The organism is Mucilaginibacter sp. (assembly GCF_035492695.1).
In the GTDB taxonomy this organism is placed as follows: Bacteria; Bacteroidota; Bacteroidia; order Sphingobacteriales; family Sphingobacteriaceae; genus Mucilaginibacter.
On the sequence record NZ_DATJJC010000006.1, the window covers coordinates 358,291 to 383,792 of the forward strand.

26 protein-coding genes and 1 tRNA gene are annotated in these 25,502 nt (G+C 44.8%); 11 read left to right on the forward strand and 16 right to left on the reverse strand.

Translation table 11 applies throughout. The features are described 5' to 3' along the window. Positions 1-115 precede the first annotated feature (115 nt). Positions 116-1,048, forward strand: a complete 933-nt coding sequence (locus VL525_RS03920) for an alpha/beta hydrolase (protein ID WP_325383561.1) — start codon at positions 116-118, stop codon at positions 1,046-1,048. A gap of 1,198 nt (positions 1,049-2,246) precedes the next feature. On the opposite strand, the gene VL525_RS03925 is transcribed toward VL525_RS03920, so the two are convergent. The 9 genes from VL525_RS03925 to pyrE all read right to left on the reverse strand — a co-directional run bounded on the left by VL525_RS03925 (position 2,247) and on the right by pyrE (position 11,655). After that, entirely contained in the window at positions 2,247-2,738 is a 492-nt protein-coding gene (locus VL525_RS03925) for a hypothetical protein (protein WP_325383563.1), read from the reverse strand. 214 nt (positions 2,739-2,952) lie between these two features. Beyond that, positions 2,953-4,158, reverse strand: coding sequence for a GAF domain-containing sensor histidine kinase (locus tag VL525_RS03930; protein WP_325383565.1), 1,206 nt, complete (start codon positions 4,156-4,158; stop codon positions 2,953-2,955). 68 nt (positions 4,159-4,226) lie between these two features. Further along, positions 4,227-4,778: a PAS domain-containing protein gene (locus VL525_RS03935; RefSeq protein WP_325383567.1), complete on the reverse strand. Its 552-nt coding sequence runs from the start codon at positions 4,776-4,778 to the stop codon at positions 4,227-4,229. A gap of 254 nt (positions 4,779-5,032) precedes the next feature. After that, positions 5,033-5,105, reverse strand: a tRNA-Lys gene (locus tag VL525_RS03940). A 53-nt stretch (positions 5,106-5,158) separates the two neighbouring features. Further along, on the reverse strand, positions 5,159-6,019 hold the full coding sequence (locus VL525_RS03945; protein WP_325383569.1) for a carboxypeptidase-like regulatory domain-containing protein: 861 nt from the start codon (positions 6,017-6,019) through the stop codon (positions 5,159-5,161). Next, positions 5,979-7,607 (reverse strand): ABC-F family ATP-binding cassette domain-containing protein, encoded by a 1,629-nt coding sequence (locus VL525_RS03950; protein WP_325383571.1) that lies wholly within the window; start codon positions 7,605-7,607, stop codon positions 5,979-5,981. The genes VL525_RS03945 and VL525_RS03950 overlap by 41 nt, the downstream gene beginning before the upstream one ends. 74 nt (positions 7,608-7,681) lie before the next feature. Beyond that, positions 7,682-8,005, reverse strand: coding sequence for an FKBP-type peptidyl-prolyl cis-trans isomerase (locus VL525_RS03955; RefSeq protein WP_325383573.1), 324 nt, complete (start codon positions 8,003-8,005; stop codon positions 7,682-7,684). Beyond that, the gene (locus VL525_RS03960) at positions 8,002-10,617 is read right to left on the reverse strand and encodes a GH116 family glycosyl hydrolase (RefSeq protein WP_325383575.1); all 2,616 of its coding nucleotides are present in this window, start codon (positions 10,615-10,617) and stop codon (positions 8,002-8,004) included. Before VL525_RS03960 ends, VL525_RS03955 begins: the two co-directional genes overlap by 4 nt. A 396-nt stretch (positions 10,618-11,013) precedes the next feature. Beyond that, positions 11,014-11,655, reverse strand: coding sequence for an orotate phosphoribosyltransferase (pyrE, locus tag VL525_RS03965; protein WP_325383577.1), 642 nt, complete (start codon positions 11,653-11,655; stop codon positions 11,014-11,016). On the opposite strand from pyrE, the gene VL525_RS03970 reads away from it, so the two are divergent. Then, positions 11,654-12,289, forward strand: coding sequence for an NUDIX hydrolase (locus tag VL525_RS03970; RefSeq protein WP_325383579.1), 636 nt, complete (start codon positions 11,654-11,656; stop codon positions 12,287-12,289). The genes pyrE and VL525_RS03970 overlap by 2 nt on opposite strands. Here VL525_RS03970 and coaD read toward each other — a convergent pair. From coaD to nudK, 3 genes are read right to left on the reverse strand one after another with little or no spacing between them, the layout of a single operon-like run. Beyond that, complete coding sequence (coaD, locus tag VL525_RS03975) at positions 12,264-12,725, reverse strand: pantetheine-phosphate adenylyltransferase (RefSeq protein ID WP_325383580.1); 462 nt, start codon at positions 12,723-12,725, stop codon at positions 12,264-12,266. The genes VL525_RS03970 and coaD overlap by 26 nt on opposite strands. 52 nt (positions 12,726-12,777) lie before the next feature. Further along, on the reverse strand, positions 12,778-13,131 hold the full coding sequence (locus tag VL525_RS03980; RefSeq protein WP_325383582.1) for a DUF4406 domain-containing protein: 354 nt from the start codon (positions 13,129-13,131) through the stop codon (positions 12,778-12,780). Between the two features lie 5 nt (positions 13,132-13,136). After that, positions 13,137-13,712, reverse strand: a complete 576-nt coding sequence (gene nudK / locus VL525_RS03985; protein ID WP_325383584.1) for a GDP-mannose pyrophosphatase NudK — start codon at positions 13,710-13,712, stop codon at positions 13,137-13,139. A gap of 59 nt (positions 13,713-13,771) precedes the next feature. Here nudK and VL525_RS03990 point away from each other — a divergent pair, with 59 nt between their 5' ends. After that, entirely contained in the window at positions 13,772-14,518 is a 747-nt protein-coding gene (locus VL525_RS03990) for a DeoR/GlpR family DNA-binding transcription regulator (RefSeq protein ID WP_325383586.1), read from the forward strand. A 73-nt stretch (positions 14,519-14,591) separates the two neighbouring features. Here VL525_RS03990 and rsmD read toward each other — a convergent pair whose 3' ends face one another. Continuing rightward, positions 14,592-15,128 carry a 16S rRNA (guanine(966)-N(2))-methyltransferase RsmD gene (rsmD, locus tag VL525_RS03995; protein WP_325383588.1) on the reverse strand — a complete coding sequence of 179 codons (537 nt, stop codon included), beginning with the start codon at positions 15,126-15,128 and terminating at the stop codon, positions 14,592-14,594. Beyond that, on the reverse strand, positions 15,104-15,919 hold the full coding sequence (locus tag VL525_RS04000) for a DUF3822 family protein (protein ID WP_325383590.1): 816 nt from the start codon (positions 15,917-15,919) through the stop codon (positions 15,104-15,106). The genes rsmD and VL525_RS04000 overlap by 25 nt, the downstream gene beginning before the upstream one ends. A 438-nt stretch (positions 15,920-16,357) precedes the next feature. On the opposite strand from VL525_RS04000, the gene VL525_RS04005 reads away from it, so the two are divergent. Beyond that, the gene (locus tag VL525_RS04005; RefSeq protein WP_325383592.1) at positions 16,358-16,525 is read left to right on the forward strand and encodes a helix-turn-helix domain-containing protein; all 168 of its coding nucleotides are present in this window, start codon (positions 16,358-16,360) and stop codon (positions 16,523-16,525) included. Here the strand turns inward: VL525_RS04005 and VL525_RS04010 are convergent, their stop codons facing one another. Then, on the reverse strand, positions 16,526-17,644 hold the full coding sequence (locus VL525_RS04010; RefSeq protein WP_325383594.1) for a M56 family metallopeptidase: 1,119 nt from the start codon (positions 17,642-17,644) through the stop codon (positions 16,526-16,528). Continuing rightward, complete coding sequence (locus VL525_RS04015; RefSeq protein ID WP_325383596.1) at positions 17,641-18,018, reverse strand: BlaI/MecI/CopY family transcriptional regulator; 378 nt, start codon at positions 18,016-18,018, stop codon at positions 17,641-17,643. The genes VL525_RS04010 and VL525_RS04015 overlap by 4 nt, the downstream gene beginning before the upstream one ends. 299 nt (positions 18,019-18,317) lie before the next feature. Here VL525_RS04015 and VL525_RS04020 point away from each other — a divergent pair, with 299 nt between their 5' ends. The 7 genes from VL525_RS04020 (at position 18,318) to VL525_RS04050 (ending at position 25,409) form a co-directional block, all read left to right on the forward strand. Then, positions 18,318-18,530, forward strand: a complete 213-nt coding sequence (locus VL525_RS04020; protein WP_325383598.1) for a hypothetical protein — start codon at positions 18,318-18,320, stop codon at positions 18,528-18,530. A gap of 621 nt (positions 18,531-19,151) precedes the next feature. Beyond that, on the forward strand, positions 19,152-22,034 hold the full coding sequence (locus tag VL525_RS04025) for a TonB-dependent receptor (RefSeq protein ID WP_325383600.1): 2,883 nt from the start codon (positions 19,152-19,154) through the stop codon (positions 22,032-22,034). Continuing rightward, positions 22,025-22,837 carry a DUF4249 family protein gene (locus VL525_RS04030; protein WP_325383602.1) on the forward strand — a complete coding sequence of 271 codons (813 nt, stop codon included), beginning with the start codon at positions 22,025-22,027 and terminating at the stop codon, positions 22,835-22,837. The genes VL525_RS04025 and VL525_RS04030 overlap by 10 nt, the downstream gene beginning before the upstream one ends. 66 nt (positions 22,838-22,903) lie before the next feature. Continuing rightward, positions 22,904-23,782 (forward strand): sugar phosphate isomerase/epimerase, encoded by an 879-nt coding sequence (locus VL525_RS04035; RefSeq protein WP_325383604.1) that lies wholly within the window; start codon positions 22,904-22,906, stop codon positions 23,780-23,782. A 119-nt stretch (positions 23,783-23,901) separates the two neighbouring features. After that, positions 23,902-24,204, forward strand: a complete 303-nt coding sequence (locus VL525_RS04040) for a polyhydroxyalkanoic acid system family protein (protein ID WP_325383606.1) — start codon at positions 23,902-23,904, stop codon at positions 24,202-24,204. A 72-nt stretch (positions 24,205-24,276) separates the two neighbouring features. Beyond that, the gene (locus VL525_RS04045) at positions 24,277-24,519 is read left to right on the forward strand and encodes a hypothetical protein (protein WP_325383608.1); all 243 of its coding nucleotides are present in this window, start codon (positions 24,277-24,279) and stop codon (positions 24,517-24,519) included. A gap of 317 nt (positions 24,520-24,836) precedes the next feature. Further along, on the forward strand, positions 24,837-25,409 hold the full coding sequence (locus tag VL525_RS04050; protein WP_325383610.1) for a hypothetical protein: 573 nt from the start codon (positions 24,837-24,839) through the stop codon (positions 25,407-25,409). Positions 25,410-25,502 lie beyond the last annotated feature (93 nt).

Here is a 25,502-nt window from a genome sequence, read left to right on the forward strand (position 1 = left end):
ATTTAAATACTTATCTTTAACTGGAGTCTGTGCAAACCGGATAGTCTTGTAGTATAGTGATTTCCAAAGGGTACCCAAATCCAAAAACAATAAACTGTACTAAATAACAAAAACCATGAAAACACTAAAAAAAATGAAGCTACTGGTGCTAACGGCGCTGCTTTTTATTTATTCGGCTGCCGGGTTTGCCGAAACGATCAAGCCGGCTTCGCCACCTGTGGGGTTTAAACACCAATACGGCACTGTTAATGGTGTCAAAATTCATTACGTCATCGGCGGCAAAGGCGAACCATTGTTACTGATACACGGTTTTGGACAAAATTGGTATATGTGGAATCGTTTACTACCCGAACTATCTAAACATTTTGTCGTTATCGCACCTGATATGCGTGGTGTTGGTGAATCAGGCAAGCCGGCGGGCGGTTACGACAAAAAGAATATGGCCGTGGATATGCACGAATTGATGAAAAAGCTGGGCTTTCAACATATCAATTTAGTTGGGCACGATATAGGCCTGATGGTGGCCTACGCCTATGCGGCACAATTTCCTGCGGACGTAAAAAAGATAGCGTTATTAGATGCCCTGTTACCCGGCATCGAGCCGGTATGGAGCCAGGTCAGGTCGCAGGCGTGGTGGTTTGGTTTTTTTGCGCAGCCGCATTCAGGCGATCTTGTTTCAGGCAAAGTAGGACTGTTTTTTACGGATTTCTGGCCGACCGTCGGGTTTAAAAATAATAGTTTTACCGCAGCCGAGAGAAATGAGTTTATTCGTGCCTATTCTGTACCCGGCGCAACAACGGGGGCATTCCTCTGGTTCGGGAAATTTAACCAGGACGCCAAAGACAATGTGGAATTTGCAAAGAAAAAGCTTCCTATACCCTTGTTGGCCATGGGGGCCGATCATTCTGCCGGGTCGTACCTAGCTGCGCATAGCAGGCTCGTAGCGTCTGATGTGCACGAGGTGATCATCAAAGATGCCGGGCACTGGATAGTACAGGAGCAGACTGCGCAGGTGCAAAAAGGATTATTGGATTTCTTTTTGAAGTGAGTAATAGCCAGGCGCACGGGGAGAAGACGACGCGTGTTCTTTCAAACACCTAAAGCAAAACCGCCCCCTTTTTTAAGGCGCGGTTTTTGTGTTCGGTGCGCCTGTTGGGCAATTTCGTTAAGTAAAGAACTATCATAGTAATTTTAAAGGATAGCTATGGACTATTGGTTAAGTACAATCGAACTCGATACACTAAGTGTTCGCGCCGCCGCCGCTTGCCAGGCAGTATTTAGAGTAATTACCTGATAGTCAATTGATTGAATTTTCACGAACATCAAAAAGTGCACCATTTTTGCGATTTCCGTGAACACCTTTCTCGTTATGTAGTTGATTGTCAGTCCGGTAAGATGTTCATTATATGGCCTCATTTGCAGCTGTTTTTTGCACCAAAATTCAACAAAAGGCCAAAAAGAGCGAAATACGGCCACTTTTTGCCGAAACAAGCCCGGCAGCATCCATAGTAAAATAAGACTAACGCTACATCCCTGTGAAACTTTTTTTTCGAATCAGGTACACTAAGTAAACTTTCGTCAAGCCTGCCTGCCGGCTGGCGTCAGGTCGAATGTTATTAAGTTAAGGATTTTATATCGAACACCGGACACTGAATAATGAGTTAACACCCCAAAGAGGTTCTAACTCAAAAAGTGGCTCTATGCACAGAAACGAAATGCCTGAAAAAGCCTAAAAACAAAAACCGCCTCTAACGCAATTAGAAGCGGTTTAAAAAATCCAGTGATCCCGCTGGGACTTTTTTCGAACTCTTCTATACAAACTCTAAAGGCGTTTTCTGCGATTTAGAAAGGGGTAGATTCCCCCTACAAGCCGATAATAATTGGGGCTTGAACAGCTTCCAAGAAAAATTGCCCTGGATTAGCTACCCGGCTTAACGTTATGAAACAAAATGCTTTTAGCGTCCACGCTGGCGGGAAAACATCTTTAGCATTGATGCTGATGCTATTTGCATTCAAGTGTTGATGTTTGAATGGAGGTGGGGTTAGAGTATCCAACTTGCTGTAATTGAGCAAATCATTCCTATCCCAACTCTCATAAAATAAATTATCGCCCCCCTGCTTGTCCTTGGGCAATCTTTCAGACGAATTTAAATTTTTATCGGCTTGAAATCAAATGATAAGCAAAAGCCTTTAGGATGTCCAGATACCATCCTGAAGGCTATGTTAATTTCATCAGTTTACAAAAACTATTGTCCAGGCGGAACCGGTAAAGCTTTAATGGCCATTCGTTGCTTATCCAAGTCGGCCAACAACTGTTGCTTTTCAGCAATTTTATCGTTCAGCTTCTTAATGGTTTTTATATTGTCATTTTCATCGTCCTTCGCGTTCTTTGCATCTTTGGCCTGGTTATTAGCTTTCCTCGCCTGTTTCATAGCCGTTTTGGCATCGTCGAGGTTGCCGTTGGTTGCTGTCGATGCATCTGTTTTGCTTTGTTGAGCGGAGTTCACCGCGTCCTGCGCCGATGATGCGCTATTAGACTGAAAGCCATTTGTTTTGTTCTGGGCCTCCACCAGTTTCACGGTCAACTTTGAGATGTCAAGCGAAATGCTGGCGTATTCTTTGTTCAGGTTCAACGTGTCGGCAGCGGTTTTATATTTTTGAGCGTTGGCAGTTAATGAAATGGCGAATGTTAGTGCGTAAAAAGTAATATACAACATCATTTTTTTAAATTGTGTCATGTTTTTTTTTTTTGAATTGTACAGAAGTGTACAACTTATAGTAGTCAATAATCGAACCACGATGTTTTATAGGTAAATCAGTGCTAAATGGTACTATATAGCATTGATTATTAGTTGAATCCGGAATAAGTGTAGTCTGCGGACTAATATCATCACTTTTATAAAGTAAAAAAAAACGTTGTTTTGGAAACTGGCCGGCTGGGCCAATGGCGGATCACCTTTTTAACCGCACGGTAAACACGGAACCTACCCCTTGTGCTGAAGTTACCGAAATACTGCTGTTCAAAAGGAATAGCAAGTCTTTAACGGTTGACAGCCCTATTCCGGAACCTTCGCAGTTAAACCGGTCTTTGATTTTCAGCGTAAAATTGTAGTCAAATATCCTGTCTATGTAGGCTTCAGGTATCCCGATGCCGTTGTCTTCTATTTCAAGAAGATAATACTCTGATTTCTCGACAAAGCGTATTTGTATTAAACCTTCGTTTTTATCATTATAGCGAATGGCATTGCTTAATAAGTTGATCAATATCTGATCAAAAGCCACTATCGAAAAATAAAGCCGGTGCCTGGTTCCCGGTACCACAATTCTGATATTTTCGGGAACGACTAAAAGCGTGACTATTTTGGCTATCAGCGCGTTCAGGTCGAATTCTTGTTTCTTTTCAAGGAGCAAGGCAGGATTTTTGGAATAAGCCATCATCTCATTAACTAATTCCAGCATATTTTCGGTCGCGGAAATGTTCATGTCAACCAGGCGAAGGCAACCGGCGCTCTGTTGTATTTCCCTACGGCCTTTTAAGGCCTGAGAGGTCAGCTTAATGCTGCTAAGTGGGTTTTTGATATCATGCGCAGCCATCGATGCGAACTTCTGGATCAGCACATTGGCATTGATCAATTCCTGGTTGGTCTTTTCCAGCAATGCCACCTTTCGGCGCAGTTCGATCTTGTCAACCACCTGTTTGGCAAGCCCCTTTAAAGCATCGATCTGCTCATCGCTGAAATCATGCGGCTTCTGGTCCAAAACACACAGTGTGCCCAAGGCGTAACCATCCTCATTAACCAAGGGAACGCCTGCATAAAAAGTTACGTTCGCTTGAGTTACGACTGGATTGCCGGCGAACCTAGGATCTTGTAAAGCGTCGGGAACGATCATCATGTCATCCTTACCGGCAATGGTATGCGTGCAGAACGAAAGGTCCCTGAAATTTTCGGTTAATGCAGTTCCTATGCGAGCTTTGAACCATTGGCGCTTTTCGTCAATAAAGGTGATGAGCGAGATCGGCGTGTGACAAAGCGCGGAAGCGATCGCAGCGATCGCATCGAAATCCTTTTCTTCCCCGCTGTCCATCAGGTGATAAGATTGCAGCGCAGCCAACCTTTCAGTTTCATTTTCCGGCAAGGGCAATCCTCGTTCAATCATCCGGGTAAATCTACGATTTAAAACGTTGTTGCAAATAGCTTGATGGATGTGATGCGCTCATGACTGTGTCACGACTTGTTTCGCAGCGCCTCTAACTGGTGTACCGCGCGCAATGCGGCTGCCAGGCTTTTTTTTAAAAACTGGGGTTCGATGGACAATCCCCGTGCCTCGATCAATTGAAGAGTGGCTTTAATGGTGGTAAGCGGAGTACCCAGATCGTGGCTAAACTGCTCTCCGGTAGGAATTATTTCGCGTTGAATTCCTACCATCTGAGTAATTTCACCCCCATCCGATCGAACCGGCGATAAAGATAATTCATTAAGAAAAGTACTGCCGTCTTTCCGGTAATTCCGCAGCTTAACAACGCAGCCGGTTCGTTTTTTGAATGCCCGTCGGATATGATCAAGTTCAATTTGCGCCCGGTCATCACCCTGTAAGAACCGGCAATTGCGGCCAAGTATTTCCGCGCGTCCATAACCGGTCAGCTTTTCGAAGGCGGCGTTACAATAAATGATGGGGTGCCCTTTTTTTTCCTGATCGGTTATAATAAGGCTCGCGCCGGAAGCTTCGACGGCGCTTAACAGTATTGGAAGATCGGCTGCAAGTAGACTATCAGGCATGGTCGGCTAAAATATAACTGGACTACAATTAACATCGGTTAATGTTTTCTTACGGATATCCTACAATTCAATCCGCGGGCACCTGTTTATTTCAACTAAAGACACGGCAGATAAGTTTTAGCACTCAAAGGCCGCAAAAATGCTTCTATTTATGTAAGCATTTTTCACACGGCAAACAGAAAAATGCCCTTTCTAAAGCAAAAGGACGCAAAAAAACCTTTAGCATTTTAATTACTAAAGATTAACGTTTGAAGTGACCCCGCTGAGGCTCGAACTCAGGACCCACAGATTAAGAGTCTGTTGCTCTACCAACTGAGCTACGGAGTCAATTTTTTGGTTGGCAAATATACAATCTATTACCTATTGATGCATATTTTTTTCTAATACTCGGCCAATACATTAAAACCCACGCCGGCTATACCAACTTTTTCCCAATTTGCCTGGCTGGTTTCACGGGCTATAATGGCGCTGCTGAACAGGCTGGCCGAGAACATCAATCCCCGCCCGGGCGAGTTTTCTATCCATTCCAGGCTGATGAAAAATTTATCATCAACCTCGATGAAAAAGGGCTGCAGGTCGACAGATATTTTGTTCTGCCCCCGTTTAACCGTTATAAATATATTCCGCTGCAACAGGTTCTTATCGGGTAAACCACCTTTTACACTATAAATATTCAGCCTTAGCTTCACCGAATCAGGCGCAGGGTGGGCAAGCGACGCATTAAATCGTTTCAGAAAAGTAGGCGACTTTTTTATTTTAATAATGGCTCCTATTTCGTTACCCAGTTTATTACTGGTAAAGCCGGCGTCGGTCGACGTCGACTCAGTAGTGTTGCCCAGCGTTACTTCCTTAAAAGTGTGGTTAGTTACCTTAACCTCTTTTAACTGAATAGTTTGTGGTTTAAGCTTAATATTAAGCTGACCGGGATCTTTTTTGATAGCAGCGACCAGGAACGATTGCGGGTAATAACCGATCATCGATATCCTTAAGCTATCCATATCATGTTCCGCTAATTGAATGGTAAAATTACCGGCGGTGTCTGTAACCGTCCCAACGCTTTGCCCGACTATACCCACATTTACAAATGGGAGTGCCTTATTGGTTTTTTGATCTTTAACATTGCCTTTAAACACCTGGGCAATGGCCGATCCGTTTGATAAAACCAGGGCCAGGCAAATAATGGCAACGTACTGCAATTGGTTAAGCGAGCGCATATAACTCGTCGCGTTGTTTCTGAACATTGTCACTATTAATGTATTCGTCAAACGTCATCAGTTTGTCGATGTAACCGCCGGGAGTCAACTCGATAATACGATTAGCCACGGTTTCCACCAGCTCATGGTCGCGCGAGGTGAACAGGATTGTTCCCCTGAAATCCTTCATGCCGTTATTAAGTGCCGTGATCGATTCCAGGTCGAGGTGGTTCGTCGGCTCGTCAAACATTAACAGGTTAGCCTGCTGCAGCATCATCCGGCTGAACATGCAGCGCATTTTCTCGCCGCCCGATAGTACGTTGCTTTTTTTCAATACTTCCTCGCCTGAGAAGAGCATGCGGCCCAGGAAACCACGTATAAACTGGTCGTCCTTGTCGCCTGTAGAATATTCGCGCAGCCAATCGATCAGGTTCTCATCTTTGCCCTTAAAATATTCTGCGTTATCGATAGGGATATCGGCAATATTAATAGTTACACCCCATTTAAATTCACCTTTAAAATCCGTGTCGCGCCCCGTTAGGATATTGTAGAAGGCAGTGGTAGCCAGGCTATTCTGCGACAAGATGGCGATCTTATCGCCTTTATTTACCGTGAAGCTGATATTGTTAAATAAAAGCTCGCCATTAAGTGTTTTGCTTAGGTTTTCAACACGTAATATCTGGTCGCCGGCTTCACGACCCAGGTTGTTGAATATAATACCGGGGTATTTGCGGTTCGATGGCTGTATCTCTTCAAGGTTGATCTTATCCAGTGCCTTTTTACGGCTGGTTGCCTGTTTTGATTTGGAGGCATTGGCGCTAAAACGGCGTATAAAGTCTTGTAACTCCTTAACCTTATCTTCCAGCTTCTTATTCTGATCGGAACGCTGGCGCAAGGCCAATTGGCTCGATTCGTACCAAAAAGTGTAGTTACCCGTGAAGATGGTCATTTTTCCGAAATCGATATCCACTACGTGGGTACAAACCGTATCCAGGAAGTGCCTGTCGTGCGATACCACCAGTACAATGGCTTCATAACCCGCCAAAAAATCCTCCAGCCAGCTTACAGTATGAAGGTCCAGGTCGTTTGTAGGCTCATCCAATAGCAGGATGTCGGGCTTTCCAAATAATGCCTGCGCCAATAACACACGTACTTTTTGGGTATTGTCCAGATCTTTAACCAGGTTATAATGGAACTCTTCCTTAATGCCAAGGTTACTTAACAGGGTGGCAGCATTGCTCTCGGCGTTCCAGCCATCCATTTCGGCAAAAAGGTTTTCCAGTTCTCCGGCGCGCTCACCGTCGGCATCAGAAAAATCTTCCTTCAGGTAGATAGCGTCTTTTTCCTTCATCACGGCATACATTTCCTTATGCCCCATCATCACCGCTTCGATAACGGTAAACTCGTCAAACGCATAATGGTTCTGGCTCAATACGGCCATACGTTCGCCGGGGGTAAAGCTTACCGAACCGCTGGTAGGATCGATATCGCCCGAAAGTATCTTTAAAAATGTCGACTTACCAGCGCCGTTGGCGCCTATAATGCCATAGCAGTTGCCTTGTGTAAATTTTAAGTTAACATCTTCAAATAGTGTACGTTTACCGTAGCGAAGGGAAAGATTGGATATCGTTATCATACTGCACCTTTATTTGCCGCAAAGGTACGGTTATTCGGGCAGATTTTTAAGGGCGAGGTCAAACAAAGCATCATTCAACAGCAACAATCGCCGTCGCTGCAATTAGTTTTGGCAGTGGATTGTGGCATTCCATCGGGCGCGGCGTCAGCGACTTCATCAATAATCACATCGATATAAAGGTCTTCAAACAAACCGGGCTGTTCATCTTTTAGTAACGCGAATGATCTTTGTTCGCCGGCATCCATACCATATATATTTTGTTCGAGCGCGGGTAAAATTCCGCCGCTTCCGTAAGTGTAACGGAAGGGTGCATCGCTCATAATGTCTGTTATTACGTTTCCCTTGCTGTTCCTGATCGAATATCGCAGGGCGACCATTTTATTGTTTTCTACTTTCATAATGAAGATTCTTTTCCGGAAACAAAAACCTTTTTTACATCGATCTTGCCGTATAGTACGTTTATTGATGGTTCGCCACTTTTAAGGCTTACATTTCCGAAGCCGGTATCTGTCGACAGGAAACTTGTAAAATTGCCAACTTTTGAATCGATATACAGCGTTTTTGTGACGGCATCATATTTTACACCGGTAAGTGCCTGTAAATAGCCATAGCTTGATAAGGCCCTGGCGTACCAATGCCCGCACTCATATTCATTAAATGGGTTTCGGACACGCCCATCGTAGCGGTCGCGCGAGGCCCTTAGTATAGTCAAACCATCGTTAACAACTCCGGTAAGCATCATGTGAGAAGCCACCTGGTGTTCGATACCCGTCCAAACCTCGTCGCTGTAAACGAAAGGCAGCGACAGTTTGCCGCCATTCGGCCAGGTACACAGCAACAATCCACCCTCGTCACCAAGCGCATAAGCAGGCCGCTGCGGGTTAGCATGCTCACTTAAATCTGTTTTAAAGTTGTATTTGAACACCGATTGCAGGTGGCTTTTAACCAAATTGCTATTGATGGACTCAGGTACCATGCACATTTGTGCTATCCATGCCCCTAATATACCATCGGACAGGCAGCCCTTGCCATATTGATACTTTGGTCCTTCTTTTTCCAAAAGCGCTATCGCTTCCTTGGAGTAGTCGCCTCCATAAGATTTTGCGGTAGCAGGGTTTTGTGCGTTCAGGCCGGTGTAAGTAATATCCTGTATGAAATACTCCCCGTCAAATAATTGATTTTCAAGGGCTACTTTTGCTTTTGATCTTAAGGCTTTATACGGATCGACGTTCTTCCCTAAATGCTCGCCCATCAAGATCAACGCTGTTAACGAGCCGATATAAAAGCTGGTATGCATGCCATCAGGGCCCCAAAACTCAATATCATAAGTATTGTGATGTGGCTCTTCTATGACGCCCTTATTTCGCGGGTCCCAGGTGCGGATGCAATAGTCGAGACTCGCTTTTACCATAGGGTACATCTTTTGCAGCCAGTTGTCGTCGCCGCTGATGCGCCATTCGCGGTAAACTTTCATAATACCGCCCAGCTGGCCATCGGCAGCCGCATGAAACGTATGTGTGGCCGGTCCGATCGGAAGGTTCGACCTGAAATTCTGATGCCCGTTTTCGTCCTGGCTCTCGCAAAATTCCGTATGCCTGAGGCTGCGTTCCAATGCGGGAAACAGGTGCGGAATGGCCTGGGCGTAGTTCCAGACATGGGTGCACGACCCATGACAACATCCGCCGCTATCGCCGCATCCTTCAAAACTCCATAAACGGCCGTCGAATTGCCGCATAACGGTGGGTGATTTCAATATGGAGAGGTTGCAGGCAACCGCTTCGATAACTTCGGGCGGCAGGGTTGTATTATAGAAGGCTTTGCTGAAAGCAGCGCTATTTTTACGTAACTCATCATAGCTGCTTTTCCAATAGTCGATAACCGCGTTTATGTTTTCAAACCGGCTGCTATACCAGGGCTTATAAAATTTACCGTCGAAATGCTTATCGTATTTATCCAGTTGAAGATCAGTTGGGGTATTGCAACATCCGCCCGACGGATCGCAATCCTTTCGCCTGCCCATTTCGCCGAAGGTTAGTTCCGAGTCGGGCGTATACCAGGCCATCATCAGCCGAATTATCTTTTTTTTGCCGGGCAAAAGATTGAAGGGAACATATAAACTTGCACCGGGCGCATCGGCAGGCACGGGCGGGTTTTCTTTTGCCTCTGCGTTTTTAACAGCATTCCACGCCATGGTTAGCGGGTCCCACCAGCCACCCCTGAACCAGCAATGGTCCACTATGGTTTTGTCGTCGTCCGTAAATACCGCAAATTCGGAAGGGTAGGGCTTAGTTTTGGTCCCTGCTTCAAAAAGTATAAAGCCATTTTTTGTTTCCCTGATGCTGTTTTTGCCATCGTCGATCCTTAAAAAATTCTTGGAGTTAAATGAAAATATCGCATCAACAGCGGTTTTACCGGTATTGGTAAAAGTATATTCAATAGCGCCTGCAGGCAGGCTTGAATTATTATCGTCCGTTGGAATAAAAGGGCTCCACCCTGTTAGCCTTACATCAAGCGGGAGGTCTTTATCCTCTAATTTGATGTGGGCAAATGGGAACTCCGTTTTGAAACTGGCGGCGTGAAAGTGGGGTAACCCGGTAGTTGAACCGCCCAAACCGTTGCCGGCGTCGTGCAAGCCGAATTTTTTCCAGTTAGGCACGGGGCCCTCCAATAATTTTGCACCGTTGGTAACCCCCTTTACAGCTATAGCGGCAAATACACCCGGGTCGTTAAACATATCCGGGCTGTTACGGGTTGAAACCTGTGCTATAGAACCTGTTCCCTCGAGACAAAACATCCCGGCACCAATACCCCCGATAGGGAACGCTACCCGGTTAAGGTATTCGCCCGTGTAAGGTGTATTATAAGCTCGTTTGGGCGGCTCTTTTTTATCAGCGGCATCTTCGGGTTTCCCGGGGGTGCTGAATTTTACAATATCGGATGGTACGAACGCCATAGTACCGCTTAAGGCGACATTTTTTAAAAAGTCTCTTCTTCCGGGGTTCTTTTTCATTTACGGTGACTTGGAAAAGTTTACTGGATCAAACAGCAGCATTAATAAAGATAAATCGCTTATTCAGGCTTGTAAAAGACTAAATATACAATGTCTGTTTGCAGTAACCAAGTTATAATTACGTTTACGCGCCAAACTAAAAGATAACGAAACGGGAAATATTATTTCCTCAACAACAGCAGTCGTTGTAGAAAACGTTACTCAGTTCTTGTATGAAAAAAGGCGGGAGGCGTTAGCTACATAGCTAAGCATGAATGATTCGGCTTTGGAACACCATTTGCCTTAAGTATCATACCTGATTAATTTAAAACTATTATGATACTATTGATCGCTTGCTTATTTGTAGTAAATATCGCAGCTGTGTTATTACACCTGAGCGTTAAAAAGGAATTTTAATTATTGTCCCCAAGTTTCGGGAGACGAGCGCCATTTGCGTAATACTTCTGCATTATCAGCTGAAATGTACTGATGTTGTTCGGCGTATTTTAGTAGGGCGTTATAATTGGACAAGGTGAAAAATTTACATTTTGCCTGTTTGAAATTCTCTGTTGCCACATCGAAACCATAGCTGAAAATCGCCGCCAGCCCCGCCACTTCATAACCCGCACTTCGTAACGCTTCCACAGCCTGCAAGCTGCTTTTTCCGGTAGAGATAAGATCTTCAATAACAACTATGCGTTTGCCGGGCATCACTTCGCCCTCGATCAAACTGCCGGTCCCGTGATCCTTCGGTTTCGCACGTACGTAAATAAACGGCAGTCCCAGTTCCTGCGCCACCAATGCACCTTGCGGAATCCCCGCCGTAGCAACACCTGCAATACAACCGACGGCGCCAAATTCTTCCTGGATAATGAGCGCCAGCTGCTGCCGGATATAGGTACGTATAGTAGGGTGGGACAGCGTGATACGATTATCGCAGTAAATAGGCGACTTCCATCCTGATGCCCAGGTAAAAGGGTTGTCAGGTTGCAATTTAATTGCTTTAATTTGCAGCAGGAACTCGGCTACTTGTTGCTCGATCTCATTTTTATTGAACATGGCTCAAAAGTACAGAATTTATATCAACGAAAAAGTAATACTGATAACTCAGACTGTCCCAAAGCGGGTAGAGCGTTACCAAAGGATTGATGCCCAAACTTTTGACCTGAAATCATTTTATAATCAATACAATGGAAAACCGGGCGGTAGGTTGTTTTATATCATCAGCCCCGATGCTAAAAACTACCTGAAAAAGGTAATAAAGAACAATACCCTGATAGAAGCAGCAGGTGGCGCGGTTGAAAATACGAAAGAGCAGTTTTTATTCATCTACCGTAATGGCAAATGGGACCTGCCGAAAGGGAAACTGGAACGCGGCGAGAAGAAAAAAGAAGGAGCTGTGCGCGAGGTTGAAGAGGAATGCGGGATAAAAGTGAGCGGCCTTGGCAAAAAAATCTGCACTACCTACCACACCTATACCGTGAAAGGGTTGGTGGTATTGAAAAAAACCTATTGGTACAAAATGAGCTATGTAGGCGTGGGGAAATTAAAGCCCCAGAAGGAAGAGGGCATAACTAAGGTAAAATGGTTCCGTAAAGAGGAAACAGGCCCCATCATCCGGAATACTTTCCCGTCTATTATGGATGTCCTGCTTAAGCTGGATATGATCACAGAAAGGGCAGCGCCTCTTTAGGCATAAATTGGCTCACATCTCCATTATGGCGTAAAATTTCGCGCACGATGGTGGAACTGATAGACGAATATCCCGGTTTGCTGACAATGAAAATACTCTCAATTTCCGGTGCGAGTGAATGGTTCATCTGGGCTATCGCTTTCTCGTACTCAAAGTCGGACACGGTACGAATACCCCGGATCATATAGCCGGCGCCGATGCTCCTGGCAAAATCAACTGTAAGTCCTTCGTAAGCAATAATATGTATCTTAGGTTCATCGCCAAAAACTGCCCGCAGCATTTGTTCGCGTGTTGCAACAGACAGCAATCCTTTTTTTGAGCTGTTGTCGCCAACGCCGATATAAAGCTTATCAAAAAGCCCGACCGAGCGTTTGATAATATCGACATGTGCTTTGGTAACGGGATCAAACGAACCTGGAAAAAGGGCGATCTTCATTTTGATGATATGCTTACAATCCAAAAGTAATAATCATTCGCAATAAAACTGGTTATTGGCCTATAATATCTTCCAGCTTATAATACACAGGTAAACCAAGTCCGTTCGCCACTTCAACATCTTTATCAGCGCCCGACGATTCACCTTTCAATCGCAGGACGGCATCGCACTTAGTGATTAGCCTGTGGGCAACGGGGTAGGATATTTCCTGGTAAATTTCATCGCCCGGCACTTTGGAGCCTGCCGCTCTCAGCAACGGCAATGCCAGCCATTCACCAATCAGCGGTATGTGGCCCGCGCGAAAAAGCGCCAGTGCCGAATCATTCAGTCGGTCGAGGTTTTGCTGCATTAATATAGGGTCGTCATTTGTGCCGGAACGATAAGGCCCCGCAACGAGGATAGTCATAGTTTTCATATCAGCTTATTGATTTGCGCGTACTGCAACAGCATCATGGTTTTGGCATCTTTGATCTCGCCCGTACCGATCATTTCGATGGCTTTTGAAAAAGGCAGTTCAAGAACCTCGATGTTCTCGTGCTCCTCGTCAACACCGCCACCTTCGCCCACTTTCATCTCTTTGGTATACTCTGCCACAAAAAAATAGAGGATCTCGGTCACCGAACCAGGCGACATATAGGCTTCAAATACTTTTTGCACATGCGAGAGTTTGTAGCCTGTTTCCTCTTCAGTTTCCTGGCGAATGCATTCCTCGGGGTTGTCTTTATCCAGTAAGCCGCCACAGCATTCTATTAAATAGCCGCTTTCGTTACCGTTAAGGTAGGTGGGCATACGGAATTGTTTGGTAAGAATTACAGTTTGGGCCGCTTTATTGTACAAAAGAATAGTGGCGCCATTCCCGCGGTCATAGGCTTCACGGCTTTGGGTAGTAACCAAGCCGTTTGGGTGCTTATGCTCATAAGTTATTTTTCGCAGAACGTACCAATTGTCTGACAGCACTTCTGTTTTGAGGATATTTATATTTTTCAAAATAAATTGATTGTTTTTGATCGATTGTGATTACTTTTGAACAAAGTAACGGATAAGGAATGAATTTTCAAAAAAGAAAACAGATTATTCTTGAAACACTGAAGGCAACGGGGGAAGTTGATATCAAACGTATGGCCGCGGAACTGGAAACATCTGAGATAACCATCCGCCGCGATTTGAATAAATTGGCAGAGGATGGGCTGCTTTACCGCACCCACGGTGGGGCTATGCAGGTAAACCTGCTCGAAATACCGCATGATTTTGTAAACAAAGCAGCCAGGAACACCGAAGCCAAGGATAAAATATGCAGGGCCGCGGCAGCAGAGATCAGCGACGGCGACATTGTTTTTATGGATTGCGGCAGCACTGTTTACCGGCTTTGCCAGTTTATCAAAAGCAAACGCATCAAAGTGATTACCAATTCGCTGCCGGTTGTTTATGAATTGCAGAACAGTTTGGTATCGCTAAACATCATCGGCGGTGAGTTTAACACCGAACGGCAGGCCGTGCACGGCAAAATAGCAAACGAACATATTGCCCGGTATAAAGCAACCAAGGCTTTTTTAGGGGTGGATGGCATATCCCGTAACGGGCTTTTCGCCAATAGCGAATTAGAGGCGTCTATCACCGAAGCATTTGCGGCTCACAGCGCGCGTACTTATTTACTATGCGACGAAAGCAAAATAGGGCGGGAGACCTATCTGAAGTTTGCCGGTTTGGATGCGATAGATACGGTTATTACCAACTCGAATTCGGAAGAATTGGAATATTTCAAGAAGATAGGAGTGGAGGTGATAGGTGTTTGAATTTTGAATAATGACCGCCGAAGATGTCACTTCATCATTGGATATTCGACATTCGGTGTTCGATATTAAATTTTCACGGGTTCTTAAAAAACGAAAACGATGAATGCCCGTACTTTCGCTGCTCGACAAATGCAGCATGATTACTCAAATTCTGCAGCGATTGGTGTTCTACTATCAGCATGCCACCCGGTAACAACAGATCTTTATCAAAAACGACTTTTGGTATTTCGGGAATACGGTTCAGATCGTAGGGCGGATCGGCAAAGATGAGATTGTACTTTTCCGTTTCCATTTCCAGGAACTTAAATACATCAGCCTTATACGTTTTGATTTGTTCCAGATGGTGCTGCCGCGCGGTATCTTTGATGTAATTTACACAATGAATGCTGCGGTCTACGGAAATAACCTGTGCAGCTTCCCTCGATACAAACTCCAATGAAATATTGCCCGTGCCGCAAAAAAGATCGAGCACTGTAATGCCTTCGAATTCGATTTGATTTTGCAGGATATTGAACAACGCTTCTTTGGCCAGGTCGGTAGTAGGACGGACAGGCAGGTTCTTGGGCGGATTGAGCCTTAGTCCCCTTAGTTTTCCTCCGATGATCCGCATAAATTTAAAGCGGTTAGGTATAATAAGGAATTCGGAGAAAGCTGTTTGGGCAATTTTACCGGGCAGGTTGCATTCAATTCTACCCTCCTGAAAAATTTAGCCAGGCGGCTGCCATTCTGGTCATCCGGGTTAATATCGCCGCTTAATACCAGCGTAACAGCCTCATCCGGAAGCTGCAATTCACTGGCGACCACGGTGCTGAAATAAGCCAGCTCATCACCGTTCATAAACTCAAAGTTGTTATAAAAGCGCAGTTTGCCGTCCCTGAAGTTAAGTATTTCAACCAAATTGCCGGTAACGTTAAGATACAAATATTGATTAGCGGGACCGTCGCCTGCAACAGCCTTTATCCAGCCCCTGGCGCCAAATACTACATCTTTGGTGTCAAACTTTTCGGCCAGGACACTAACAAAATCCCCTTTTATTTTAAATAGCACCTGGTTATCAGTGTCAAGCGGCTGCGAGAATACTTTTTCGGTGGGTTTCACATTAAGGAAACGCGCAAAATCAGCTACTTTTTCCGGGTTAAAAATGCTTGCTGGTATCAAGGTAAAACCCGTATTAGATACCCCGATGATCTGCTGTTTGTAATTTTTGAAAAGCAGGTCATTTTCGCCGGCCGGCTCATTCAAAACGCTCAGATCGACCTGGTCAGATAATAAAAGGAGCTTATTTGCATCAGTTATGGCAAACGAGAAGTTATCCGCATCGGCGCGTACCAGCAAAGTATAGTCGCCGGTTTGTGCCGGGTCAAAGTTGTGGTCGAGATACTGGTAATTGCGGTTATCCATGCGGTTATGGCAAAAGTAATATTTTTTGGATTACTTGGATACTTTAACCTGTCGATTTAGCGCGTCTGTTTCGGGGCGGTTTTTATGTCAAACTCTTATTACACTAAGTGTTCACGGGAGCGCCATCTGCCAATCTTATTTTAATACAATTGTCTTATTTTCAATACTTTAAAAATTATAATTCCTGAAAAGTGCCCCATTTTTGCATTTTTGGTGAACACCTGATTGTGTAGTTTTCTGATAAACAGGCTCTTGTGTTATTCGTGAAAGGTGGCGGTTGCATAGGTTTTTAGAAGACAAAGTCAAGAAAGTGCCAAAAAAGTCCAGGTTTTGCCCAAATCGGTCCATTAATTATTCTGCTGGCTTAAGGCTGCATGCAATTAAACAGCCAACTGATATCTGCTTTTCGAATTTTCGTTACACTAAGAAGGCGGCTTGTTGCCGACCGACAAAGCCCTACGCTTCAGCGCATTAGAAGCGATTTGCCAGGCCCCGGATTGCCAGCCGGGAGATATATTGGAGTATAAGCAGATTGTTGCCCTGGGCTTAATAATAAAATGCCGGGAGTTGACGTCCGGCATTTTATTATACTTATTAAATTTCTAACTAATTCTTTTTAGCCGTATCCTGTGGTGGTTCCGGCGGCGGAGGTGGCGGCCGCTTAATTTGATCTTGTATCTTTTTGTGTTTTGGCGGCAGCTTAACCTGGTCACGTATTTTTTTGTGTTTTGGCGGCAGCTTAACCTGATCCTGTATCTTTTTATGTTGTGGCGGCGCAGGTGGTGGCGGCTTTAGCGTTACCTTTACCGTATCCGTTAAGTTTAATGGAACTGGCTGGCCTGCAGCAGATTTCTCCGGTGGTGTAACTCGCGGCGCAAGGTCAATCAATTGATAGTCCTTTGTAAACGCAAGTGTAGACGCACAAAGCAATGCACAGGTTAATGGCAGTACTATCAAGTATTTCAGCCTGGCTGCATTACCCGATCTTTTTTTGTGTAACATCATAATTCTTTTTTTTAGTAGGCTTTTATTAAAAAATGTGTTGGTCAGCATATTCTCATTTATTCCGTAGGCATTATTGATCAGGAAATCGGTATAGTTCTGTGTACCCAGATCATGGTTGGCTGTATCGGCATCTGCTATAAACTCATGCACCTCTTTCATGCTGTTTTGCAACAGGTAAACTACAGGGTTAAACCAGTTGACGATCTTTAGCAACTCCAGGTAAACGATGTCCCAACTATGCTTTTGCCTGATATGGGTCATTTCGTGCCGGATGACGACGGATGATAAGCTAAGGCCGGGACTGATAAAAAGATAGTTAAAAAACGAAAAGGCATCATTTTCACCTGGCAACTCCACTAATTTAAAATCAGCATTTTTAGTGGTTTTGTTGGTGTGAACCAACTTCAGCAATTTGTAAACCTTCATTAACAAGTTGATCAATAACAACGCTGCTATTATTCCATAAGTAAGCAAAAAATAGTCAGCAACCCCCCATGATGTATCAGGCACAACAGCAGTTGGAGATTGATATAAACCGGTAGCAGCCGGAAGCAATATTCCTATTTGCACAGTAGGTATAATAAGTGACATTACTGTGCTTGATAGTAGAAAGAGGCGGTTTAACCGGTAGTAAGTTTCGTTTTTCAGGATCAAAAAATACATCGCATAAAAGGCCGCCAGGTATAAGTTTGCTTCTAATAAATAATATATCCAGCTCATGATCTTTGATTTTTAAGTTTTTCGGCCAGTTGGGTTATTTCCTCCAATTCCTGTAGACTCAGGTTTTTTTCTTTCACAAGGAACGATACCAGGCTTTGGTAGGAATTACTGAAATAATTGTTCATCATCTTATCAAAAGTGAATTTCTTGTACTCATCCCCGCTGACGAGTGCGAAGTAAACATGCGAGTTTCCGTACGCTTTATGGCCAATAAAGCCTTTCCCCTCCAATACCCTGATCACCGTCGATACCGTGTTATAAGCAGGCTTGGGTTCCGGCATTTTCTCGAGTACATCTTTTACAATGCCCTCTTTTAATTGCCATAGTATTTGCATCACTTGTTCTTCGGCTTTTGTCAACTCTTTCATTTTCATAGCAAACTATTTTTATAGTTAGGTGAAGGTATAAACTATTTTAATAGTTTGCAAACTATTTTTGTAGTTTTTGTAAAATTATTTTTGAATAGCATGTTGTGCAAAGATTAGATCTGTCTAATTGCTGTGTAAACCAATTATTTTAGGACTCGCGTAAAAGCTTGATGACCAAAGGGAAGAAGTCGCTGAGCGGGCTTTCTGAAAAGCAGACCTCAACCCGACAGCCGTGCTATTCGTTAATTTTCGATCCGTCATTTAAACATTACCAGCCTATGCCTGTTGTCAACATTAAAATAACTATGAGAAAACTTGCATCCATTACTGCCCTTTTTATGCTGTCTATTTCTTTATCCGGCTGTGGGCTGGTGGAAGGGGCATTTAAAGCAGGAGTTATATTCGCGCTTATCATTATCGCCATAATCGGCCTGGTTATATGGCTGGCGCACATTACAGGCAGATATATAACCAGGCGATATAACGTTTCGTGGGAAGACGATGATCGCATAGGATAAGTGCATTTTCTAAAGTATGCTAAAGTAAGGGCACATCCTTTTGTATATTGATATTTTATTCCATATCCCCGCGGGTCTCTCGCAGAGGACCCTGCTGAACTGAAAACCTTTAGGTGATAGATAATGTGGTGGAAGTGCCTGCAAGTAAGAAGAAATAACTCATGTCTCCGCAATAACTCATGTCCCCGCAGGGTCTCTCGCAGAGGACCCTGCGGAATTGAAATAACTATATTCCCTGTCCCCGCAGCGATCTCTCATAGAAGACCCCTGTGAAATGAAAGTTAATCGCCATTCGTCGATTCATAAACCGCTTCCGTCGATTCCTGCTTATCGGGCTGTAATAACCATTTGTACCCCGCGTTGTAGCGGCATCAATCGTTATTAAAATCATGGACAATCTTTTTACGCATCACAATCCGGCTTTTTATCACTTTAAGCAACCAATTCCCACCGGAACGGTTGCGCATATTTCGAAAACAGCTTTCTCCAAAAAACATGTGGTCGCAGTCCATGTGTTTTGCGGATGAGCGAAAGCATATCCTCTTAAGATACTAACGCCGGGACAAGCTATTGCCCTGGAGATGAATTTACCGGCTGTTTCACATTTATACTCTTTGAATATTGAAATATTTACTATTCCCTTTGTTTATGCTCGGCTTTACCGTAATAGCCAATGCCCAAACCACCGGGCAAATATTGAAGAAAAATAAGCTCGACAGGTTTGTGGCCCGACCGATGGACGATCTGCTCGACACGCTATCGGTCAATTACGGGCTGAGGTTCGTTTTTGAGCGCGACTCCCTGCACCGCTATGATGTGGTGGAGCGCTTTTTTAACGAACCGTTAAATAAAGTATTGGCCAAAGTTTGCAGGCAATTTGATCTGCATTACTGGGTGGACGCTTCTGGCGCTATTTATATTCTGCAAGACGTTGACGACCTGGCCCGCTTGAAACAAATTGCAGCAACCATTAAACCGCTTCCACCACCCGTTAAAACAGTAACGGCGCAGGCTGATACAACCGATGAGCAGGATGTGGAAGCGCTGTATGATAAAGACGGAAAAAGAAAGCGCGAAGTATCCCGCAAAAGAGCACAGCCACAAGCCCTTGCCGTACAAAAACCGGTTGAGCCTTTACCTTCACCGCCTGAAAATAAAGTACACCTGTTGGTTACGGTTAGCGGGAAAGTGATCAATCAAAGTTCCGGCGAGCCACTGCCGTCGGCCACGGTGCGGGTGCATGATACGCCGCTTTCTGTTTCAACCAATTCCGATGGTGCGTTTACTATATTCCGCGTGCCGTCTGATACCTGCACGCTTGATATTTCTTTTTCGGGCTTTCAGCCCTACAGTTTCAAGCTGGACCCGGGAAAGCTGGTCTTGCCGTTGGTGCTGGGCCTATACCCTTCATTAAGTACACTGAATGAAGTAACCATATTAGGGCAAAAAAGCGGTGTAATGAACACCGACGTAAAAAAAGTGGGTGTTTTACAACTATCCCCGGCCAACCTGGATAAACTGCCCAGTTTGGGCGAAAAAGACGTGATGCGCGCCTTTCAGCTAATGCCCGGCGTTGGCGCTACTAACGAATCGTCCTCGGGCGCATACGTACGGGGCGGCACGCCCGATCAAAACCTGGTCGTGTTCGACGGTTTTACGATATACCAGGTCGACCACCTGTATGGCTTCTTCAGCGCTTTTAACAGCAATGCCATCAAAGACCTGCAACTTTTTAAAGGTGGTTTTTCGGCGCAATACGGCGGGCGCCTTTCCAGTGTGACCGAGATCAACGGGAAGGAAGGAAACAAAAACAATACAATTTTTGGCGTCGACCTGAGCTTGCTTAGCGTCAATGCCTTTATGGAAACCCCTGTTACCAGCAATTCTTCCCTGGTGCTGGCTATCCGCCGGTCGTACCAGGGGCCGTTTTATGATAAAATTTTCAAGCAGTTCAACACCTCGTCCGGGTTTAGCGGCGGGCCAGGCGGTCCGGGCGGTGGACCGGGCGGTTTTGGCGAGCAGACGACGCCCGCTTCGCATTTTTACGATGCCAACATTCGTTATACAAACCATTTAGATCAAAACGATATTCTTACCTGGAGTTTCTACTCCGGGTCCGACAAAACAGATAATAGCCGGCAGTTACAGCTGCCATCGTTTCTCGGCTCGGGCACAGCGCCTGATATTACAGATTACACCAAATACGGAAATTTAGCCAGCAGTCTGAAATGGTTCAGGCAATGGAACAGCTCGGTTTATTCCAACACTTATCTTACTTATTCATCCTATTTCAACAACCGTGAGCGCGGGACGACGGGCGGCTATACCGACGACGAGGGGCAGGAGCAAAGCTTCAGTACAAGCACCGTCGAGAAAAATAACCTGTACGACATAGGTATTAAATCGGATTGGGTTTGGACAATGCAAAATCAGCTTAAATTAAAATACGGAGTGTTTGCGTCGCGCCAACATATTAACTACGATTATGTTCAGAATGATACGTCGCACTTGATAAACCAGCACAATACCGCATTGCTGGGTGGCTTATTTGCCGAACTGGAGTACGACCCCACGAATACACTCCACCTTCAACCGGGCATACGGATGACGCAATTCGGGCCTACCGGCCGTTTTTATGCCGAACCCAGGTTTTCTGCGAGTTATGTGCTGAATGATAATTATACGCTGAAGTTTGCCACCGGGCAGTTTTACCAGTTTATGAACGAAGTAACCCGCGATGACATTGCCGACGGCAACCGGCAATTTTGGGTATTGTCCAATAACAGCAGCATACCTGTGGGGCGCTCGCGGCACCTGATGGGCGGTATCAGCTACGAGAACGATCAGTTTCTACTGGATATAGAAGGTTATTATAAATGGCTTAACGGGCTTACGCAATATACCATTACGCAAACCGGGTTTGGTCCGGGCAGGGGTACGCCTGCTATACAGGAAGATTTTTATAGCGGCACAGGCCGCGCTAAAGGGATTGAAGTATTGCTGCAAAAAAAATTGGGTAATTATACAGGCTGGCTTAGCTATACGCTTGCCGATGCGGAGAATAAGTTTGCAGTGTACGGTACTAATTTCTATCCAGCCGACCAGGACATACGCCACGAGTTTAAGGCCATCAATATGTATCATTACAGCCGGTGGAATTTTGCGGCGGTATTCATTTTCAGCACAGGGCACCCTTACACCGCGCCGCTGTCCACCTATTCCATCACCAATGCGGATGGCACCCGCCAAACTTATTTTAACGTTAGCGGAAAGAATGCCGAAAGGTTACCCGATTACCATCGGCTCGACCTTTCAGCAACGTACGATCTGCTTAAGATCAACGGCGATAAAATAGGCAGCATCGGCCTTTCGCTTTTTAATGTTTATAATCACGTGAACACCTGGTACCGCGAATACTACCTTCAAAACAATGCGGCAGTTACCACCAATGTCAACTACCTCGGTTTCACCCCTAACATCACACTCAGTTTAAGATGGAAATAAGAAAACAAACATTTACGATAATTGCCTTTTTAACTTTTCTTTTCATCAGTCTGCATTCTTGTAAAAAGGATGGCGCGTCCGCCGTTTCTCTGCCTGTGGTGCAAGCCTACCTGTATGGCGGCCAAGCCATAACGGTAAAACTTTACCAGCAAAAATCGCTCACCGATACCGCAAAATACGGCAGCCCCATAATCGGGCAACAGCTTTCTATATCCGATGGCAGTAATACCATAAGTCTGAGTGAAACAGCTAAAGGTGTTTATACCTATGCCGATACTACGTTCCTGGCAGCCGGCAAAACCTATACGCTCAGTTTTCAATACCTGGGCAAAACGGTAAGTGCACAAACAGTGATGCCGCAAAAAACACAGCTATTTGCCACGCAGCATAGCACTGTAAACTACGTGTACGGGTCGGCGCCGGATATAAAGCCCGATACGCTGAATAAATTCACGTGGGACAACCCCGACTCACTTGGCCATGTTATCGTATTTAATAACCTGGATGGCAATAACTTTCCGCTGGCGGGCAGGGGAGGTTTCGGGCAGCAGTCCAACGCGTTCGAGTATGATACTGAAGGGAAATCGGTTTTTTATGTTGTTTCCAACAGTTTTCCATATTATGGCAACTACCAGGTTACTTTGCTCAGCGCTAATAAAGAGTATATCGACCTGCTGAAAAGCAATACGATTGGCGCCAATTCGCAAAACTTGCTGAACACCCCAACCAATGTGGTGAACGGCATTGGGATATTTACAGCCTTACAGGCAGATACCTTATCGTTTATTGTTTATAACAGGTAGCGGATAGATCAAAAATCAAACCGGTGACTATGGTAGTTTTTATTACCTTTAGGAAAACCAATCACCATGACCTCCAGAAGAGAATTTATACAACAATCCGGTATAGGACTAATGGCAGTAACTGCTCCCGGCTTTTTAAAATTGCCTGTTGAAGCTCATCAGCACCGCTTATCCGTGCAGCTTTACACGATAAGGGAAGCCATTGAAAAGGACCTGGAGGGAAGCTTAAAACGCCTGGCCAACATTGGCTTTAAAAATGTCGAAACTGCTTTCTGGCCCAAAAGTGTCAGCGTTCAAAGCGCAGCCGGTCATCTGAAGGAAGCCGGGCTTAAAGTATCGTCCTGCCACGTAGATATTCCGACAAAAGATAATATCAAAACCCTGGTAAATACCGCCAAAGCCTATAATGCTGAAAACCTGATCTGGCACGGCTGGCCCGAGGATAAACGATACAGCACTTTGGAGGGCACAAAGCAATTGGTTGAAATTTATAAGGAAAGCGGTAAACTGGCCAAAGATAACGGTCTGCATTTTGGCTTACATAACCATTGGTGGGAGTACCGTAACCATGTTGGCGGCAGGCTGGTATATGAAATATTGAACGAAGAACTGGATGCGGATATCTTTTTCGAAACGGACATTTACTGGGTAAAGGTAGCGGGACAGGACCCTGCAGGCATTCTGAAAAAACTTCAAAAACGTATCCGGCTTATCCACATGAAAGACGGACCGGCGGTTTACAACGATAAATTGATTAAGGACGAACCCGATCCCATGACGCCCGTTGGCAAAGGCACATTAAACATTCCCGCCATTGTAAATGCCTGCTCGGCGAACGTTCAGTGGGTGGTGATAGAATTGGATAAGGCCGCCATTGACCCGTTTGATGCTTTAAAGCAAAGCCTTGATTACCTGTCCAAATTCAAATCTATCAGCCTGGTATAAATAAATTTATTGCCGGCTCCCTGGTTTTCATCGTCCTGTATAGGGGAAACCTGCCGTCGCGTATCAAACATTATTAGCGCAAACAAGTTATCTGCATTACAATACTAAATACATCTGTTATGGCAAGCTTAAACATGACTATCCCATTCAGCATTTCGCACGACGAAGCGCTTAAAAGAATTAAAAACCTGCTGACCGAAACAAAGAAAGAGCACGGCGACAAAATTGATAACCTGAAGGAACAATGGAACGGAAACGTTGGAACTTTCAGTTTTACCGCCAAAGGCTACGATATTTCGGGCACGTTGACCGTGGGGGAGTCGACGATTGAATTGAATGGAAAGATTCCGTTTGCGGTATCTCTGTTTAAAGGGGCTATCACCAGGGCGATCGATGAAAAGGCAGCCGAATTGCTCGCATAAGCTACGCCCATTATCCCGGCTTGCAACGATCAACAGCATAATATATCACTTGGCATGTAAATTGTAAAATACATGATGAAGAAGAAAGATATTCAAAGCTCTTTTCATTTAAATAAACAGGGAAAAATGGACGAAATGCGAGATTCGGCCATTTTTTTTTGCCCCAAACTCATCAATGCAAGGCGCTTGCCTGTAATTCTGCGGTACTTCATGCAATATTCGTTACACAAAATTTCCCCAAAATATTTCTTAATAATAAAACTGTGGATAATTTTCCCCGCTTTTGCTCGGGTAGCAGGGCAAAATATCCCATAACCTGGGGAGTCACAGTAGTGGAACCGTTAGCCGGAGGAAATATCTTTGAAGTGAGACAACAATATTATCAATTGTATTAGCGGAATGATAGCGATCGGGGACTTAAAACAATACCCGTATTCTTATTAAGAATTAAAGTTTACGGTCATGACAAAAAATAAATTATTAAGAATGGACAACGTCCTCATCGTTGTTGACGACCTTTTAGTCCCCGCGGGGTCTCCTTTAGTCCCCGCGGGGTCTCCCGAAGGGGACCCTGCGGCACGGAAATGCCATAGTCTGCGGCACGGATTTTCAGTTAATGCTATATTTACCACATGGCGGTTAAAACGCAACATGATACCACAAACCAAAATACATGGTTCATCACATTTACGAATCATAGTTGGATACCTCTTTTCGAGATAACCTCGTCCTACGATCTTGTTTATAAATGGCTTAAGCTGATCGATAACAATTATGGTGTCAGAACGCTGGCTTTCGTTATTATGCCAAATCATGCTCATTTGCTTTTGAAGTTACCTGGCGGTGATATTGATCTGAATAAGCTGATTGGTAATGGGAAACGATTTATGGCCTATGAAATTGTAAAGCGACTGGATAAAATGGGCAGACAGGATGTGCTCATCAAATTGAGCTCCGACTGTACGGTCAGGGAACGGGCCAAGGGGCAGAAACACAAAGCGTTTGAGAAATCGTTCGATGCCAAGCCGGTTTACAGCATGGATTTCCTTAATCAAAAACTGGATTATATTCATCACAATCCGGTTAACGGAAAATGGAGCTTATGCGGCGACTTTGTGGATTACGAACACAGCAGCGCGGCGTTCTATGAATTGGAACGCCCTCATCCGTTGGCCGATATTACGGATTATCGTTTAAATTGGTAATTGTGCACCGCCGGGTCCTCTGCGAGAGACCCCGCGGGGACGGGAATGACCCTGCAAAACCAAAATAATCTAAAATCGTAAATAAATTCTCCA